Source organism: Peptoniphilus rachelemmaiella, from assembly GCF_943169845.1.
Lineage (GTDB): Bacteria > Bacillota > Clostridia > Tissierellales > Peptoniphilaceae > Aedoeadaptatus > Aedoeadaptatus rachelemmaiella.
In genome coordinates, this window is sequence record NZ_CALPBW010000003.1 from 33533 (window position 1) to 50160 (window position 16628).

A 16628-nucleotide genomic window follows, 5' to 3' on the forward strand; every position below is an offset into this window, starting at 1 on the left:
AAAAGAGCGTACTTATGCAACAAAGCACACTCTCAGCCACCCTTATTTCATCATATGCTCAAAATAAGAAATAAGCTTGCGGCAATCATCCGTCTGTAAATCAAGTTTCTCATATCCATCTTGTTTGATCAGAAGGACCGTCCGGCAGACTTTCAGTAATAGCTCGATGTCATGCGTAATAATAAGTGTCGGGCGACCTTTGGCAAGTTCAAAGATAAGCTCGACGATTTTATCCATGTGCATGTAATCCAAACCGCTGGTCGGCTCATCCAAAATAAGAATTTGCTTTTCACTCAAAAAAGCATTGGCGAGAGCCAGCCTTTGCTTTTGCCCGCCGGATAAGTTTTGCGGATGCTCGCTGCGTTTATTCCAAAGATCAATATGCTTAATGATCCAAGAGACCTCTGACAAGTAAGCATCGCTTATTTTTTTGCCGTTCGCGAGCGCCTCATTTTCTACGGTATCAAAAAACAGCTGATAGTCTACATCCTGCATCATGTAGTAGGCATTTTTCAGTCGTTCTCGCTGAGTTTTTCCCCATGAAATATCTTGCTTCTTGCCGGCAAGTCCGCAGAGAACACGACCTAAACTGCTTTTTCCGATACCATTTGTGCCGACAATCCCCATGATTTCATCGGAATGTAAGTCAAAGGATAAATTCGAGATGAGTTCTTTTTTGCCTACAGAGACATGAACATCCTTCGCAGAAAAAACACGCTTACCTGTCTTTGTCGTGTTGTGCGGAACAAGTGCGGAAAAATCGATTGTCCGAAGCCCGAAGTCTTTGCAATCGGAAGTCTTAAGTTCTCCGGCATCAAACTCTTTGATAAAAGTTCCGTCTTTCATGACATAGAGCTTATCGTAGAGTTCTTTCAAAAAATACAGTCGGTGTTCGGCAATGACGATGGTTTTACCTGACGCTTTAAGCAATTTCAGAATGCCTTGCAAATCTCGGATACCTTCTTGATCAAGGGAAGCTGAAGGCTCATCAAAGAAAATAATCTTTGTGTCATAAACTAAGGTAGAGGCAATAGCTACCCGCTGCTTTTCGCCGCCGGAAAGTTCATTCAAATTTTTATCCATTAAGTGAGCAATGCTCATGTACTCAAAAGCTTTCTTCACCCGTTTTCTCAGTTCCGCCTGCGGCATGCCGAGGTTTTCTCCGACAAGGGCGACCTCATCTTCTGCCTTGCGGGTAAAGAATTGATCGGATGGATTTTGAAATACGTTGCCGATGACCTTAGCCAAGGTACCCGTCTTAAAATCATGCAGGTTTTGACCCAATAATGTGACTTTACCATCCAGTGTTCCTTCATACTGTTCTGGTATAAGACCGTTTAGCACTCTGGTGAGCGTGGTCTTTCCACAGCCGGAATTACCGGTGAGCACGATGAATTCTCCTTCGGTAATCATAAAATGAATATCATGCAAAGATGCCTTCTCTGCGCCTTGATAATTGAAGCGCTCAATATTGACTTTCATGATGTCCATAGTGCAACTCCCAAAAGCGCCACGCCGGCAAACAGGCTGATGCCATCTGCGAATTTAAAGCGCATATCATAATAACTGGTTTTTTCTCCTTCATACTCGATACCTTTGGCAATAATTGAAGAGACGAGCGTTTCGCTGACATGCAGACACTTATATACCAAAGGAACAAAGTACAGCTCAAAAGTGCGGACGGGATGCAAAAGGGAAGCATGAAAGCCGCGGATTTTCATACCGTTTCGAATCTCATGCAAGCGCAGGCCAATTTCATCCATAAAACGCAAAGCTGCAATCATGGCTACACTAACGGTGTTGGGCATATGAAGCTTGCGAAAACAGGCTAAGATTTTCGATGGGCTGGTAAGAATCAATACAATGCCAATATTAAAGATCGGTATGAAGCGGGCAATGAGTGCAAAAAGTCCTATAAAAATGCCTGTGACATATCCCAAATCAGCGAAGGCCAAAAGATACATCATGCCATAGGAAACAGAAAAAACAATAATCTGTCTAAGGAAGAGACCTGTCGAGGCATTTAAAGCAATCAACAACGTCAGAACAAGCACAGCCCAATAGACCGTTTGATTGCCAAAAAAGACCTGGAAGGACACCAGTATCGTAAGCGCGAAGAGCGTAAACGGATGCAGCTGTCCTTCCTCCTTTTTCTTTAGAGCTGATTTCTTTATCATCAGCTAAGCCTGCTTTGTTTACTATTCTTTTCAAAAAATTTGTTATTGATGAAAAGCCCGAAGCGGCCGGCGATAAGCTCCAAAACAATGTTTACCAAAACACAAATCACTATTACATTTCCGGTATAGCTGGCCACCATCATTTGCGCTTGCTCTAAACTCATGCTACTGACAAATCGTGCAATGTTTTCGGCACCCAACAACACAACAAATAGAATCGGATGCATGGCGTAAATAAACATTGATGCGCTGAAAGCCATGGCGATACGGTTTTTATTGCTGTAATCACCTACAATCAGTTCAGCTATGATACCGGCAACAACACAAATCGGTGTTGCAATCCAATAGCCCATTACAATGTATAAGAGACCGATAATCATCCAAAAGAGAAACGATGCACCTCGCTTTTGCACCTTGCGTGCCATGATGACATAGACCGGTGCGACAAAGAAAGCGCCAAATCCTGCGGATACATAAAGTGAAACCACGCCTAAAAGTCCCGTCAGCATACCGATGCCCATAGCCAGAACAAAGCCAATGACTCCAAGCACTGCAATTTGTACCACATTTTTAAGTTTCATAAAATCCTCCTTAAATGCTTTTTATATCTTCCAAGACTCAGCCGTTTTCCGAGCCTGAAGGAACCTGGAATAAATACCGTCTTTTGCGGCAAGTTCGTTATGTGTGCCACTCGCCACTACTTTGCCTTCATCAATCACTAAAATTTGATCGGCGTTTTCAACTGTTTTCAAGCGATGAGCAATCATAATGATGGTTTTATCTTTCATTAAGCTGTTCATAGCCTGCTGAAGCTTATCTTCGTTTTCCGGATCGACATTGGCTGTTGCTTCATCGAATATGATGATGGGCGCATCTTTGAGGATGGCTCTTGCAATAGAGATACGCTGTTTTTCACCACCGGAAAGAGATGCACCGCCTTCTCCGATTACCGTTTTATAGCCTTCCGGCAGACTCATGATGAAATCATGGCAAGCTGCTTTTTGAGCAGCTTGAACGACTTCTTCATGCGTGGCATTCATGTTTCCAAATTTGATATTGTTTTCAATGGTGTCTTGGAACAAATAGACGCTTTGGAACACCATAGAGATCTGATCCATCAAAGAGGTCAACGTATAGTCCCGAATATCATGTCCTCCAATTTTGATGCTTCCTGCATTGACATCCCAGAAACGGGCAATTAAATTACAAACCGTTGTTTTCCCGGATCCAGAAGGGCCTACGATGGCCGTGGTTGTTTTTGCCGGAACGGTAAAGCTTACATCATGCAAAATTTCTTTGCTTCCATACGAAAAGTCAATATTTGCTACCTTTATGGAGGCTTTTTTCGGACGGATATCTTCACCATGAATATCCATAACCGGCATCTGTTTTAGGTTTTCTACCTGATCAATAGAACTGGATACCACACGCAAAACAGCCATAGATGAACCGGCGGAATCAATCTGGGCAAAAATCATAAAGGAAATAATAACGGACATCAGAGCATTTTCCGGAAGCATAGTTCCTTGCACGTAAAGGTAAATAGCTACAACGATAATCAAAATGCTAAAGAGCTTTAGCACAAAATCCTGGGCCATATTGTAAGGCGTAAACATTTTTTCAATAGCAAGGTTGGTCTTCTTGTTACGACGAATTGCCGCATGAACCTTTTTATCACCTTTCCCTGTCAGATTAAAGGATTTAATAATGGACATTCCCTTAATCTGTTCAAGGACGGCTTCCACCAGTTCTGCTTGCGCTTCTTGGCGTTTCGGTGCAAGATGTGCCGTCTTTTTCTCCATCGCCGAGGTAACCCACAAATAAATCAGTGTACCGACAATAACGATGAGACCGATACGCCAATCCCAGATCAAGGTTATTAAAGTAAACACAAAAGCATTGAGAAAGCCTCCCATGATATTGATCAGCACAACCGGAGCTGTGTTTTCTACATCACCGAGAACCGTAGTAAGCGTTCCTACAATATTGCCGGTGTTTGCTTCATCAAAATAGCCCATAGGCACGGTCTTCATTTTGTTTGCGACCGCAAGTCTCTGCCGAGCCACCATGAAGTAGCCGGCATGCGTTTGCTCGAGCTGAGCAAAGTAGTTGGTAAGAGCACGTCCGAAGATGCTGATAAGGAGAAAAAGGAGTGCCAAAAGAGCAGGGTTTATGCCGATATCTTTTCCCAGCATCCCTAAGATGACGAAGTAAACAGCACCAATTTGAAACATATAGAAAATGGCAAAAAGAAAGGAAACGGCGATGGACTTTCTAATATTGCCCTGTTCCTCTCCGGCAAAATGTCCTATTTTTTTCAGTGCATTCAACATGTTATTTGCCTCCTTTCGCGCCTACATGAGCAAGCCACATACTTTGATAGAGCTTTGACTTTTTAAGCAGCTCTTGATGTGTGCCATGATTTTCGATTTTTCCTTCTTCTATGACGAAGATTTGATCGGCTTCCGTGATGGTGGAAAGTCTATGAGCGATTGCGATAACGGTCTTCCCCGCAACAAGTTGTCCCATTGCTTGCTGCATCAGCACTTCATTCTCGGGATCAATGTATGCTGTTGCTTCGTCGAAAATGACAATCGGGGCATCTTTAAGCATGGCGCGCGCAATAGAAATCCGCTGACGCTCACCTCCGGAAAGATGAGTGCCTCCTTCTCCTGCAATCGTGTCATAACCGTTTTCCAGATTCTCAATAAAGTCATGACAGCCCGAAAGCTTCGCAATGTGCTCCACGTCTTCATCCGTAGCACTCAAGCAACCCATGCGAATGTTGTTGCGAATGCTTTCGTTAAAGAGAAAATTATCCTGAGATACAAAGGAAACGCTGTTATATAGTTGTTCTAAGGGAACCTTTTTCGCATTGATGCCACCGATAGCGATGCTTCCTTTTTCCACATCCCAATAGCCGGCTATCAGTTTTGCTAAGGTCGATTTGCCGCCGCCGGATGGACCTACAAATGCATTAAAGCTCCCGTCTTTTATGCTTAAAGAAACATCATGAATAATTTCTTTGGCATCTTCACCGGGTTCATAGGAAAAAGAAACATGATCGAGAACAATGTCGTGTTTGTTGAACGATATCGGGTGTTTTTCATGCTGCTGCTCTTCGGCAGCTAAGAGCGCATCAATCTGACCGACAACCGTTCCCACCCGAGCCAAACTATCCACAAAATTCATGGCAGCCATCAAAAGGCCCGAAAGGGAGAAAGAGAGGATCACCGTCGTCAAAAATGTGCCTCCGTCCAAACTTCCACTTTGATAAAAAAGATATCCTGCCGGCAAAACAGCAAGCAGAGTTGTAGGAAGTATCGATTTAGACAGCGACATTAAGAATTGAACGCTTTTCATCCAGTCGTAGTAGTATTGGGCATTTGCGAGAATTCTCTCGGAAAACTTGTGATAGCTGCTCTCTCCTTGATTGAAAGCTTTAATAACTTCAATGCCTCCGGCATATTCCGCTATAGCGGCATTCATCTGAGCGCTAACCTGGACCGAGCCGGCATATTGCTTGCCGTAGCTTTTCATAATGATACTCATAAAAAACATTCCGATCGGGATGGACACCAAAGATAACAGTGCCATGCGCCAGTCCAGTACAATGAGATAAATCAAAATACAGAGCGGCCCCACCATATTTGCCGTCATTTCCGGAATAAGATGAGCAACCGGACGCTCCAAACTTTCCACCTGATCTACAATGAGCTGCTTCCATTCACCGCCAGGTGTCGCTGTTACTCTCCCCAGCGAGAGTTTTGGAAGCTTGTGCAGCATTTTTTCGCGCAGTTCCTGTAAAAGTTCAAAAGTGGCTTTATGGGAAACGGAAAGCGACAGTGAATATAGAACGGATTTCACGGCATAGCCTAAAAGCCCGACAACGCAGGCTTTCATATAAGCACTGAAGTCTATCACACCATTAAATAAGTTTGTCAGAACCTGTCCTGCAGCCACGTAGGGAACGATACCACCTAATACTCCAAGTACCGCAAGACTCACAGAGAGTTTTAGTCCGGCGTGCTGACTGGCAGCCAGTTCCCACAGACGCTTTATGGGACTTTGTTTTTTCATGTTTTTACCTCCTCACGATCACATATAAAGCAAATTAGATAACTAAGTTATCTCTTGGATAAAAAAATATAGAGCTACGGGCTGCGGTACTTTTCCCAACCCGCATTGAAAAAATTAGACATCGTCTTTGTCATACTGAGAAGCTGTTCTTTATCGGATGCGTGTACAACGAGTTCAGAGATGGCGTTGAAAAATGCATGATTGATGATATGGACACTTTGCTTGGTCATAATGGAATCCGCATTTTCTTTCCCATGGATCATCTCTAAAATCGACCAGTCATTACGATCCTCAATTACGATGAGTTTATCTAAGAAATGCTCATACTTTGTGCCATAGGATTTAAAAATAAGAAGCTCAAAGATATCTTTATGTGCATAGAAAAACTCAACACTTTTAAGCGTCCCTTCTTGTTTGAGTTCAAGAACTTTTAAGATTTTTTCTTTGGGAACGGGAAACTTCGTGCCGTAGGTGGAAAAACTTTCTTTTTCGTAGTAGTTATAAATTTCATTGATCTTATCTGCTAAAGGCTCTACCAACTTTGCAAACAAATCTTCCTTATCTGTAAAATGCTTATAGAAAGCTCCTGTTGTCACGCCAGCTGATTTACAAATTCTTCTTATATTTGCTTTTTCATAGCCTTCCTCCAAGAAGGCATCCAGACCACTTTTTAGTATGTTGGCATGAGTTTCTTCAAAATTACCTGTAGTCATAGATCCTCCCATCAAAAATAGTTCTTGTTTAGATAACTAAGTTATCTAAACATTACACCCAGCTGTTGCTGTCTGTCAAGAGAAATATTTTACGTCAATAATTATGACCAGAAGAAGGCCTGGTTTTATATGATCGTGATGCTATTTGTCCTATCGAATTGTTTTCGTGCCCCCCATACCTATTTTTTGTACCTCTGAGTATGAGTTTCGTACCCTAAGCGGCTGTGCCGTTAAAATGTATCAAATATGGCGTTTTGTTCTCATGAAGTAATATCAATGCTTACAGACACTAGATCTTAAATCTATTTAGGTGGATTGTTAGTGCTAAAAACCGGAATTTATTAGACTGTTCTAACAGTCACACGAACGCAAAATTACTGTTGCTTAGCTTTCTTTCTATTTATCAATTCTGCGAAAACAGCAATAATGTTCATTACAAAAATGGTACATATCCAAATAATCCACAGATTATTTGTTGCTCCACCGCCAGCATCTAATTCACTTGTTTGGAACAAACACCCAATAGCAAAGCCGAGTGGATATGAAATCGCAGAGATAAGAGGTACTATTTTAACTTTAGTGAAACAGAGGACTATCAACTCTACAGCGATAAGTAAGCATAGCACAAGTGGCAATTGTTTCATTCCGTGTATTCCAAATACGGCATACCTAGCAACAGTAAATGAAAAGACCAGAATAAGTAACGAGACCGCACTAATCTTGTTAAATTTTTTCATAATAATTATCCCCACAAATTCTAATTTGTTTTATTCTTTCATTCATTCCCTCAATTACTCTAATCGCAACTGCTGCTAATAGTTGCAATCCATATGGACTAACCAAGAAACCAATAATTAACGCCCGTATACATGTTGTTGTATCTCTTTGAACAAAACATGCTATTGCACCTATGATACAAAAAAGCATCAAAATATAAAGTATTGTTGTTCCAATGCCGTGTACAAATTTTATAAAGGCTGTTTGTCACTGATAAAAATATAGATACAGGAAAAAGTATAATTTTCAAAACTATTCTCAAGTTTTTCTCCGTTACGCTGATGTAAAGTGCTTGTTGCCTTCCCTTTCGAAGCATCGTTTCATTCACATGAATGGCTCCGTGTTTTTTCTTTCTCTCATCTTCAAGGGAACTCATTTTTATAAGCGGAAGAAATCCACTTCCACCCGATTGGCCAGGTCGCGTCCCTTGCGCGTTAAGGCCGCGCGGCCGTTTGTTATGGTGAGGAGGCCGTCGTTCACATTTTTTTCGATGGCTTCCTTATAGAGCGTGTCAAAACGCGCCCCCGAAGACATGAGGGCATCCATGGCAATGCCCTCATTGAGTCTGAGGCCGAGCATGGTGTACTCGTTGTCCCGATCCACGGGCGAGAGCACTTCTTCCTCTTCGATGGGCGCGCGCCCTTCGCAAAGGGCCTCGTCGTATGCCGAAAGGTTTTGCACATTTCTATACCGCCTGCCATTTAAGTGGCCACTTGCAACCGGGCCAAGGCCGATGTATTCGCCTAAGTGCCAGTAATTTAAATTGTGGGCGCAGGTGTGGCCGCCTTTTTCAAAATTGGAAATTTCATACTGCTTGTAGCCCAAAGCGGCGAGGCCTTTTTCGTAGGTGTGAACATGAATGCGATCCGTATCCTCCATGGCTTCCATCATTTTCCCGTAGCGGCGATAAAAAGCCGTCTCCGGCTCCACGATTAAGCTGTAAAGACTCACGTGTTCCGGATTCAGCGCCTCGATCATGGCGAGGCTCGCCGCCACGTCCTCCATGGTCTCCGAAGGAACGGAGGAGATAAAGTCCAGATTGATGTTTTTCGCTCCGCCCTTTCTTAAATGATGAAAGGCTTCCTCGGCGGTTTTCCCGTCGTGAATGCGGCCCATGATGTTTAAAAGGCGATCCGATGCACTTTGCACGCCCATGCTGAAGCGATTAAAGCCCGCGTCGATTAAGGCGGCCACGTCGAGATGAAGGACGCTTTCGGGATTTCCCTCCATGGTAATCTCAGCCCCCTCGTTTATAAAGGGGCGCAACTTTTCCATAATTTTAGCGAGGCGATCCGTGCCCAAAAGGGAGGGGGTGCCGCCGCCGAAAAACACCGTGCTTACGCCGGCGCCCATGATCTCTTCATATAAATCGATCTCTCGCAGAAGAGATTCGAGATAGTCGTCGAAATCCGCCTCGCCCTTTTTCGGCAGGGAATAGAAATCGCAGTAGTCGCACTTTTTTTCGCAAAAGGGCACGTGAATGTAAATGCCCGGGGACTTTTTCATAAAACCTCCAAAAAACGGACCCTTTCAGGTCCGCCTTTCTTATTTGTCTTCGTCGTATTTGAGGACGGCGAGGAAGGCTTCTTGAGGCACTTCCACATTGCCGATGGAGCGCATGCGCTTCTTCCCTTCCTTTTGCTTTTCCAAGAGTTTTCGCTTCCGGGAAATGTCGCCGCCGTAGCACTTGGCCAGAACGTCTTTTCTGACGGCGCGAATGGTTTCTCTGGCGATGATCTTCGATCCGATGGCCGCCTGAATGGGCACGGCAAATTGATGGCGGGGAATGACGCCGGTGAGGCGCTCGCAAATTTTTCTGCCCCGCTCGTAGGCCTTGTCCTTGTGCACGATCAGGGAGAAAGCATCCACCAATTCCCCGTTGATGAGAATGTCCATTTTCACCAAGTCGCCACGTTCGTAGCCGATGAGCTCGTAGTCGTAGGAGGCGTAGCCTCTGGTCTTGCTCTTTAAGGCGTCGAAGAAATCGTAGATCACTTCGTTTAAAGGCAGCTCATAGGTGATGACGACGCGGGTCTCTTCCAAATAGTCCATGCTGATGTAGCGGCCCCGCCGCTCTTGACAGAGCTCCATAATGGTGCCCACGTAATCCGTAGGGGACATGATTTCCGCCCGCACAAAGGGCTCTTCCATGTACTCGATGGAGGTGGGGTCGGGAAGGTTCGACGGGTTTTGAATCTCTTCCATTTCACCGTCTACGGTGTGCACCCGATAGATTACCGAGGGTGCCGTGGTAATAATATCCAGGTCGAATTCCCGCTCCAGCCGCTCTTGAATGATTTCCATGTGCAGAAGGCCCAAAAAGCCGCAGCGGAAGCCGAAGCCCAAGGCCACGGAGGTTTCCGCATCGAAAACCAGGGCCGCGTCGTTGACCTGGAGCTTTTCCAAAGCGTCCCGCACATCGGTATAGGATTCTCCTTCCGCAGGATAAATGCCGGAGTAGACCATGGGCACGACTTTTTTGTAGCCGGGCAGGGCTTCCTTGGGCGGATTAGCCGGATCGTAAATCGTGTCGCCGACCCGGGCTTCTTTTACATTTTTTATGCTCGCCGTAATGTAGCCCACATCGCCGGCGGAAAGTTCCTTAAGGGGAATGCTTCCGTTGGCATTGACGCCCACTTCCACCACTTCGAATTCTTTTTCCGTGGCCCACATTTTAATGCGGTCCCCGGCCTTGACCTTGCCGTCGAAAACACGCACGTAGCAAACCACGCCGCGGTAGCTGTCGTAAATGGAATCGAAGATGAGGGCCTTTAAGGGCGCCTTCGCATCCCCCGAGGGGGCGGGAATCTCGTCGATAATGGCGTCCAGCACATCGTCGATTCCCACGCCGTTTTTCGCGCTGATTAAAGGGGCGTGTTCCGTATCCAGGGCCACAATGTCTTCGATTTCTTTTTTCACTTCGTCGACTCGCGCCGAGGGCAGGTCGATTTTGTTGATGACCGGCACCATTTCCAAATCCTGATCCATGGCCAGGTACACATTGGCCAAGGTTTGTGCCTCTACCCCTTGAGTGCAGTCCACCACCAAAAGCGCCCCTTCGCAGGCCGCCAGGGAGCGGGATACCTCGTAGTTAAAGTCCACGTGGCCCGGGGTGTCGATGAGGTTTAAAAGGTATTCTTCGCCGTCTCGCTCGTGAACGAGGCGCACGGCCTTGAGCTTAATGGTAATGCCCCGCTCTTTTTCCAGGGCCATGGAGTCCAACACCCGGGCATCCATTTCCCGCTCCGTGAGCATGCCGGTCTTTTCGATGAGTCGGTCGGCCAAGGTGCTCTTTCCGTGATCGATGTGGGCGATAATGGAGAAATTACGAATATTTTTCTGACGATCGGTCATAGTACCTCCTTTATGCGTCCGTTAATGATTAAATAGAGTAAATTTCGAAAAGGGATAGTAGCGAAGCACCGCCCGAGAGCGCACGTGCTTTTTCTCCACCGGACCGAAGTAGCGGCTGTCGATGGACATGCCCTCTTGGCGATTGTCTCCCATGACGAAAAATTCGCCTGCTTTAATGTCCCAGGCCTTGTCCTGATAAATCCCCGTGGATACGCCGGGATGGATGTAGTTTTCCTTTAAAGCTACGCCGTTGACAAAGACCTTGCCCTCATCGATTTGAATGTGATCGCCGGGCAGGCCGATGACGCGCTTCACATATTCTTTTCCCGATTCGTCCGGCGCATCGATAATCACGATGTCCCCTCGTTTGGGATCGGAGAAGTAATTGGGAAAGACCAAACAGATCATGCGCTCGCGCTCGTGTAAGGTGGGTTCCATGCTCTGGCCGATGACCATGGTGGTGTTAAAGACGAAGTGGCGGATGACCACGGCCAATACCACCGCCATAATTATTATTTTTATCATTTCTACCACCGTGGAAGTCGATTTTCCTTTTCTCTTCAAAATGTTCCCCTTTCTTGAATCTGACTATTCATTTTACCACAAACGCAAATTTTCTACATCTTTTGTAAACTTCCTACTTCCCTTTCTTGCAAAAGCCACGGCCATATGGTAAAATTCTACAAGTTAAGGTATCCTAAGGGATAAAATCACAGTCGGAGGTGAATCATGGCAAATATTAAATCCGCTATTAAGCGTATCGGCACGACGAAAAAAGAAACGTTGCGCAATAAATCCGTAAAGACCGGTATTAAGACGTCCATTCGTAAATTCGAAGAAGCGCTTGACAAAGGTGAAATCGACGAAGCGAGAGATCTCCTCCGCGCTGTCGACAAAAAACTCAAGAGAGCGGCATCTAAGAATGTTATCCATAAAAATGCGGCAGCTCGTCGCATGAGCCGTTTGACCAAAAAATTCAATCGCGCCAACTAAAAGAAAAACTGAAAACAGCTGTTTTCAGTTTTTTTATTGCCCTTTTTTAATTGTCTCGCAACATGGAAAGAAGCAAGGTTTGAAGCACGTCCCGATCCGAAGCGGAGGTGCTCTTCATGCGAAGCTCCTCATCTAAAATCAATCGGTAGTGCCGCCGCAGCTGCGCCTTCGTGTAAGCGCCGCTTTGGGCGGCTATTTTTTTGCCCTCGTAAGGCTTTATGCCCATGAAGCGAAAGATCTCTCCGTCGCTTCTTCCCGTCTCCCTCATGGTTTTGTAATAGAGGAGATTGCCCGTTTGCCGCGCGATCATGTAGAGGATGCGCCCGGCGGGCTCTTCCCTTACCTCAAATTCGTCCAAAAGGTTTAAAATCGCGGCTCCGTCTTTTCTCGCGATGGCGGCGAGAAGGTCGAAGATGGTCTCCGCGGAGAAGGGATCCAAAAAAGCGTCCACCGCCGCCATGGTCACTTCCCCTTCCGAAACGCTTGCGATTTGATCCAAGGTGTTGACCAAGCCCTGAAGGTCTCCCGTAAATTGCCTGTCACTGTAGCCTGAAAGGCGAATAAAATGCTCCAGCACCTCGGGGCGAATGCGGCGATTTTGCTTCGCCAAATAGCCGGCGAGAAAGCGCCTGAGCACCTGCCCGGTGAGCCGCTCCATGGCAATAACCCGATGGGCTTTATCGAAGCGCTTGTAGAGCTTTTGATTCTTTTTTATGGGAGTCTCCGTTTCCATTAAAAGAAGCACCGTGGAGGCGGGGATTTCAAAGACTGCCTCCAGAAAATAATCGAAGGCCGGATCGCTCGCCAAAAGCCCCGCATCTTTTACGACGACGATACGCTTTTCGGACATAAAGGGCAAGGTGTTGGCCTTGGCCAGAATCTCCCTCACATCCCCCGACGCCACGTCGTAATTTAAATCCTTGGTGGCGGGGTCCAAATACTTCTTTTCTATTTGTCTGCGCTTCTCTTCCATACCGAACTTTTCCGGTCCGTGGAGAAGATAGGCTCCGTTGTAATCCACTGATTCCATAAATCGTCTCTTTTCTTAAAATACCCTGCGCCTGCATAGACCATACCCATTAAGATTACCACGCAGGCGGCAAAAAAGATACATTGCCCCATGGAAAGGGCCCGCGGTTTATAGACGGACACATACACCTTGCCGTCTTTCAAATTCATGGTGATTGCGCCGTTTTTCGTCTCCAAATAAGAAATGTGGTGGTCTTTTAAACGCTGAAGCACCACTTGGTGGGGATGGCCGTAGGAATTGTTCTCTCCCGCCGAAATAAGGGCCAGGTGCGGCCGGGTGGTCTCCAAAAATTCGTCGCAACTCGATGTCTTCGATCCGTGGTGGCCCAGTTTCACAATGCCCTCGCGATGGCGAAGATCTGCAAGAAGCATTTTCTCCTGCGCCGCAGGCAAATCGCCGAGAAAGAGCATCCGCTGCCCCTTCGACGAAAGCTCCATAACCATGGACAGGGCATTATCCGCATCGCCATAGGACGGAAAAACCCTAAGCTGCCAATCCTTCATGGGAAAAGTTCCCTCGATGGCTTCGATGACTCCCGCCTCTTGCTGAATCGCATCGTACATGGCCACATCTTCCTCGCTTCCCGGCGCCGGGGCAAATATGTGTTTGATCTTATGCGCCTTTGCCAAGGTGGTGACGCCGCCGGCGTGATCCGCGTCGTAGTGAGACAGAAAGATGGCGTCCAAGGTGCCCACGCCGCATTTCCGCAAAAAGGGCACCACGTAGCGGGCCGTAGGGTCGGCGCCGAAGCGGCTGCCGCCGGTGTCGATGAGGCCGCGAAAATCCTTCGCCTCCACATAGGCGCAGTCCCCCTGACCCACGTAGAGCTGGGTCACGGAAAGGTCGGGCCGCATCCATTGGCCCCACGCGAGGACGAGGATGCCGACAACCGCGGCCTGGAGCATCAAAAGCCGCCCCGCCCGTAATTTCAACCGCCGCATGGGGAAATACATGGCGAAGTGAAGAATTAAGTAATATACGCAGGCCTCCGCTACGGAAAAGCTCGGCAATACCCAATTAAAGGGCGCGAGGGCCATGTGTTTTGTGAGAAAGAGAAAGGGCAGAAAGATCCATCGAGTCATAACCGCCGCCCCGGCCGCCACAGGCGGTAAGAGAAAGGACAAGCAGCTTACGGCAATGCCGCCGTATAAAATCGCCGCAGCCAAAGGCAGAAGCACCACGTTGGCGAGAAGGCCCATGATGGAAATGCTTCCCGAGGTAAACAGAAGAAGGGGTGCGATGGCGAGGTTCACGGCGACACTCACACCCAAAGCCTGCATGATTCTTCCCCGAGCCGTTCCGAAGAAGGGCAGCTTCGGATAGATGGCTAAAATGCCGTAGACGGAGAAAAAGCTGAACAAAAAGCCCAAGCGGTAAATATAAAAGGGATTCACCAAGAGAAAAACCGCGCCGCTGAAGCCCAGGGCGTAGGCGGGATCCACCGGCCGCCAAAGCCGCTTCCCTGCATCCGTAAACAAAAGAGACAGCCACACCCGCATGCCGCCTATGGGAAAGCCCGTGAGAAAAAGATACAAAAGCAAGAGCCCGTGGACGGACAGCTTCCCGGCGTCGTAGGGTACGGTGAGCCTCTTTAATGCTGCAGACAAAAGCGCCATAATCAACCCGATATGTAGGCCGGAAATGGACAAGATGTGAATCACATTGAGGGTGCGAAAATCCTCCAGCCCCTCCCAGTCCGCGTCGTTTCCGAAGAGCATGGCGGATAAAAGTTTCGCCTCTTTCGGCGGAAAATACCTTTCACAAATGGCCGCGCCTTTTTTTCTGAACCGCCCCCGGCAGGTGTAGAGCTTTTCCATGGCCCTTCCCTCCTCGGGAAGGATCTCTTCCTTCGTGGGGCGCAAGGTGGCCTTAATGCCGTGAGACAAAGCGTAGTGGCGCCCGTCGAAGCCGCCGGGGTTTCGCGGCGCCTCCGGCTTCATGGTAATCCCCCGCACGGCCACCCGCGTTCCCATGGCGGGATGGGCCTCGGAGAAAACCCGCACCCTCTTTAAGGGGCCGATCCTTAAATCGTAGTAATTTTCCTTCGATGCCATGACCACGCCTCGCACCGTGACCCGCACAGGGGGCCCTTGCGTCGACTGAAGACCGGATGAAGCGAAGACAAACACAATCAGGGCCGCCAAGGGATAGAGGCCATTGGCCTTCTTTCCCCACAGGAGAAAGCAAAAGGCGGCGAGGATCAAAACAGGCGCAGCAAACAACAGGGGCACGCGCTCCGCAAAAAAGCAGCCCCCGCCCAATGCGAGGCACAAGATAAACCACAACTGTTTCATAACCACCTGCTTTCGAAAAAAACGAAAGATATGATAAAATAAGTAAAACGCGAATTAAACAAAAGGAGGCGCCTATGGCCCTGTATCTGAGGGAACCTTACCGTAAATCCATGAAAATCACCGTTCCCGACACCGTAAAAAGTAAAGGCTTTGATTATTTCTTTTTAGAAGACAGCATCGTCGCCCCGCCCGTGGAGGGCTACTACACCGGCGATAAAATCACCCTGGACGGCGAGGCCGTAGACTACACCGTCGAAGGCGGGCGCATTCAGTGCAAAATGGATGCGGCAGAAAGCGGCAAGGAGGCGGAACTTTCCATCGACTGGCCCCGCCGCCTGCAGTCCATGCAAAATAATATCGCCCGCATTCTCTTTACCTGCGCCTTGGAAAAGCTTCTCCACGCCAAAGTCCTCTCAGGCTCCACGGAAGAAGCCTGCTACCTCGTCGTCGATGCCGAAGACATCGGCTTTATGTCCCTTGAAAAAATAGAAAACTACGTCAATCATCTTATCGAATCCAATCTGCCGATTCAAGAAGAAAAGGGCGAGGTGACCATCCCCTCCGTAGACAAGGTGTACAGCGTGGGGCCGCTGTTGAAAAACACCGGTGAGGTGGCTCTCTTTGCTATTCAAAAAATCGAAAAAGAGGAAGAAGGCCTGAAGCTCACCTTCGTCTGCGGCAAATGCGCCTTAGACGATTACAGAAACCACCGTTACCTGACGAAAAATCTGTCCATGTACCTGAAGGAAAACACCACCCAGGGCATTTGGCAGGCGGTGAAAAAACTTCACGGCAAAATCGACGAACAAAAGAAAAAAATCGATTCAATGGAAGAAGCCATGGCCATGGAGCAGGTTCATGAATTTATGGCCAAGCGACGCACCGTCGAAGGCGTGGGCTATATTTACACCACCTTGGAAAACATCAATTTCAAAAGCTTTAAGTACCTGTCCAATGCCATCCAAAAAAAGGCGAAGACCGTGCAAATCTACGGCATTCCCAACGGCAACGAAGCCCAGATTCACATCCTTCGAAGCGCCGATGTACCGGTGGATTTAAAAGAAATCATGGATCGGTTAAAAGGCGATTTGGAAGGCTCCGGCAATATGTATCACGTGCAGATCAATGTGCCCCGCACGCAAATGAACCCGCTGATGGAACGCTTCTTAATTGCCATTCAAAAGCAATTGCTGTAACAATCAAAAGCCCT

15 protein-coding genes are annotated in these 16628 nt (G+C 47.4%); 2 read left to right on the forward strand and 13 right to left on the reverse strand.

All coding sequences use genetic code 11. From position 1 onward, the window contains the following. Window positions 1-42 precede the first annotated feature (42 nt). From KO087_RS01780 to lepB, 11 genes are all read right to left on the reverse strand, one after another. Window positions 43-1491 carry an ABC transporter ATP-binding protein gene (locus KO087_RS01780; RefSeq protein ID WP_215507102.1) on the reverse strand — a complete coding sequence of 483 codons (1449 nt, stop codon included), beginning with the start codon at window positions 1489-1491 and terminating at the stop codon, window positions 43-45. Then, window positions 1479-2177: an energy-coupling factor transporter transmembrane component T family protein gene (locus KO087_RS01785; RefSeq protein WP_215507104.1), complete on the reverse strand. Its 699-nt coding sequence runs from the start codon at window positions 2175-2177 to the stop codon at window positions 1479-1481. Before KO087_RS01785 ends, KO087_RS01780 begins: the two co-directional genes overlap by 13 nt. After that, window positions 2177-2758: an MptD family putative ECF transporter S component gene (locus KO087_RS01790; protein ID WP_215507106.1), complete on the reverse strand. Its 582-nt coding sequence runs from the start codon at window positions 2756-2758 to the stop codon at window positions 2177-2179. Before KO087_RS01790 ends, KO087_RS01785 begins: the two co-directional genes overlap by 1 nt. A 21-nt stretch (window positions 2759-2779) precedes the next feature. Then, the gene (locus KO087_RS01795) at window positions 2780-4510 is read right to left on the reverse strand and encodes an ABC transporter ATP-binding protein (protein WP_215507108.1); all 1731 of its coding nucleotides are present in this window, start codon (window positions 4508-4510) and stop codon (window positions 2780-2782) included. A 1-nt stretch (window position 4511) separates the two neighbouring features. Then, window positions 4512-6257: an ABC transporter ATP-binding protein gene (locus KO087_RS01800; protein ID WP_215507110.1), complete on the reverse strand. Its 1746-nt coding sequence runs from the start codon at window positions 6255-6257 to the stop codon at window positions 4512-4514. A gap of 74 nt (window positions 6258-6331) precedes the next feature. Next, window positions 6332-6970: a TetR/AcrR family transcriptional regulator gene (locus KO087_RS01805; RefSeq protein ID WP_215507112.1), complete on the reverse strand. Its 639-nt coding sequence runs from the start codon at window positions 6968-6970 to the stop codon at window positions 6332-6334. A gap of 374 nt (window positions 6971-7344) precedes the next feature. Further along, entirely contained in the window at window positions 7345-7707 is a 363-nt protein-coding gene (locus KO087_RS01810; RefSeq protein ID WP_215507114.1) for a hypothetical protein, read from the reverse strand. Next, window positions 7694-7942, reverse strand: a complete 249-nt coding sequence (locus tag KO087_RS09615; protein ID WP_479681177.1) for a CD1845 family protein — start codon at window positions 7940-7942, stop codon at window positions 7694-7696. Before KO087_RS09615 ends, KO087_RS01810 begins: the two co-directional genes overlap by 14 nt. Window positions 7943-8125: 183 nt before the next feature. Beyond that, a complete protein-coding gene (gene hemW, locus KO087_RS01820; protein WP_215507116.1) occupies window positions 8126-9253 on the reverse strand; it encodes a radical SAM family heme chaperone HemW in 1128 nt (375 codons plus the stop codon). Window positions 9254-9292: 39 nt separating this feature from the next. Then, window positions 9293-11101, reverse strand: a complete 1809-nt coding sequence (gene lepA / locus KO087_RS01825; RefSeq protein ID WP_215507118.1) for a translation elongation factor 4 — start codon at window positions 11099-11101, stop codon at window positions 9293-9295. Between the two features lie 21 nt (window positions 11102-11122). After that, window positions 11123-11626, reverse strand: a complete 504-nt coding sequence (lepB, locus tag KO087_RS01830; protein ID WP_215507121.1) for a signal peptidase I — start codon at window positions 11624-11626, stop codon at window positions 11123-11125. A 204-nt stretch (window positions 11627-11830) separates the two neighbouring features. Here lepB and rpsT point away from each other — a divergent pair, with 204 nt between their 5' ends. Continuing rightward, window positions 11831-12094 carry a 30S ribosomal protein S20 gene (gene rpsT / locus KO087_RS01835; RefSeq protein WP_215507122.1) on the forward strand — a complete coding sequence of 88 codons (264 nt, stop codon included), beginning with the start codon at window positions 11831-11833 and terminating at the stop codon, window positions 12092-12094. 46 nt (window positions 12095-12140) lie between these two features. Here rpsT and holA read toward each other — a convergent pair whose 3' ends face one another. Together holA and KO087_RS01845 are read right to left on the reverse strand one after the other, a co-directional pair. Next, window positions 12141-13115, reverse strand: a complete 975-nt coding sequence (gene holA, locus KO087_RS01840; protein ID WP_215507124.1) for a DNA polymerase III subunit delta — start codon at window positions 13113-13115, stop codon at window positions 12141-12143. Further along, window positions 13043-15418, reverse strand: coding sequence for a DNA internalization-related competence protein ComEC/Rec2 (locus KO087_RS01845; protein WP_215507126.1), 2376 nt, complete (start codon window positions 15416-15418; stop codon window positions 13043-13045). The genes holA and KO087_RS01845 overlap by 73 nt, the downstream gene beginning before the upstream one ends. 74 nt (window positions 15419-15492) lie before the next feature. Here KO087_RS01845 and KO087_RS01850 point away from each other — a divergent pair, with 74 nt between their 5' ends. Then, entirely contained in the window at window positions 15493-16614 is a 1122-nt protein-coding gene (locus KO087_RS01850) for an alanyl-tRNA editing protein (protein WP_215507128.1), read from the forward strand. Window positions 16615-16628: the final 14 nt, after the last annotated feature.

Bases quoted from the DNA above. Each gene is read 5' to 3' on its own strand.
- hemW (WP_215507116.1), bottom strand. From the start codon at position 9,253: ATGAAAAAGTCCCCGGGCATTTACATTCACGTGCCCTTTTGCGAAAAA.
- KO087_RS01845 (WP_215507126.1), bottom strand. From the start codon at position 15,418: ATGAAACAGTTGTGGTTTATCTTGTGCCTCGCATTGGGCGGGGGCTGC.
- KO087_RS01800 (WP_215507110.1), bottom strand. From the start codon at position 6,257: ATGAAAAAACAAAGTCCCATAAAGCGTCTGTGGGAACTGGCTGCCAGT.
- lepB (WP_215507121.1), bottom strand. From the start codon at position 11,626: ATGATAAAAATAATAATTATGGCGGTGGTATTGGCCGTGGTCATCCGC.
- KO087_RS01790 (WP_215507106.1), bottom strand. From the start codon at position 2,758: ATGAAACTTAAAAATGTGGTACAAATTGCAGTGCTTGGAGTCATTGGC.
- KO087_RS01785 (WP_215507104.1), bottom strand. From the start codon at position 2,177: ATGATAAAGAAATCAGCTCTAAAGAAAAAGGAGGAAGGACAGCTGCAT.
- KO087_RS01795 (WP_215507108.1), bottom strand. From the start codon at position 4,510: ATGTTGAATGCACTGAAAAAAATAGGACATTTTGCCGGAGAGGAACAG.
- lepA (WP_215507118.1), bottom strand. From the start codon at position 11,101: ATGACCGATCGTCAGAAAAATATTCGTAATTTCTCCATTATCGCCCAC.
- rpsT (WP_215507122.1), top strand. From the start codon at position 11,831: ATGGCAAATATTAAATCCGCTATTAAGCGTATCGGCACGACGAAAAAA.
- KO087_RS01810 (WP_215507114.1), bottom strand. From the start codon at position 7,707: ATGAAAAAATTTAACAAGATTAGTGCGGTCTCGTTACTTATTCTGGTC.
- KO087_RS01780 (WP_215507102.1), bottom strand. From the start codon at position 1,491: ATGGACATCATGAAAGTCAATATTGAGCGCTTCAATTATCAAGGCGCA.
- KO087_RS01805 (WP_215507112.1), bottom strand. From the start codon at position 6,970: ATGACTACAGGTAATTTTGAAGAAACTCATGCCAACATACTAAAAAGT.
- KO087_RS01850 (WP_215507128.1), top strand. From the start codon at position 15,493: ATGGCCCTGTATCTGAGGGAACCTTACCGTAAATCCATGAAAATCACC.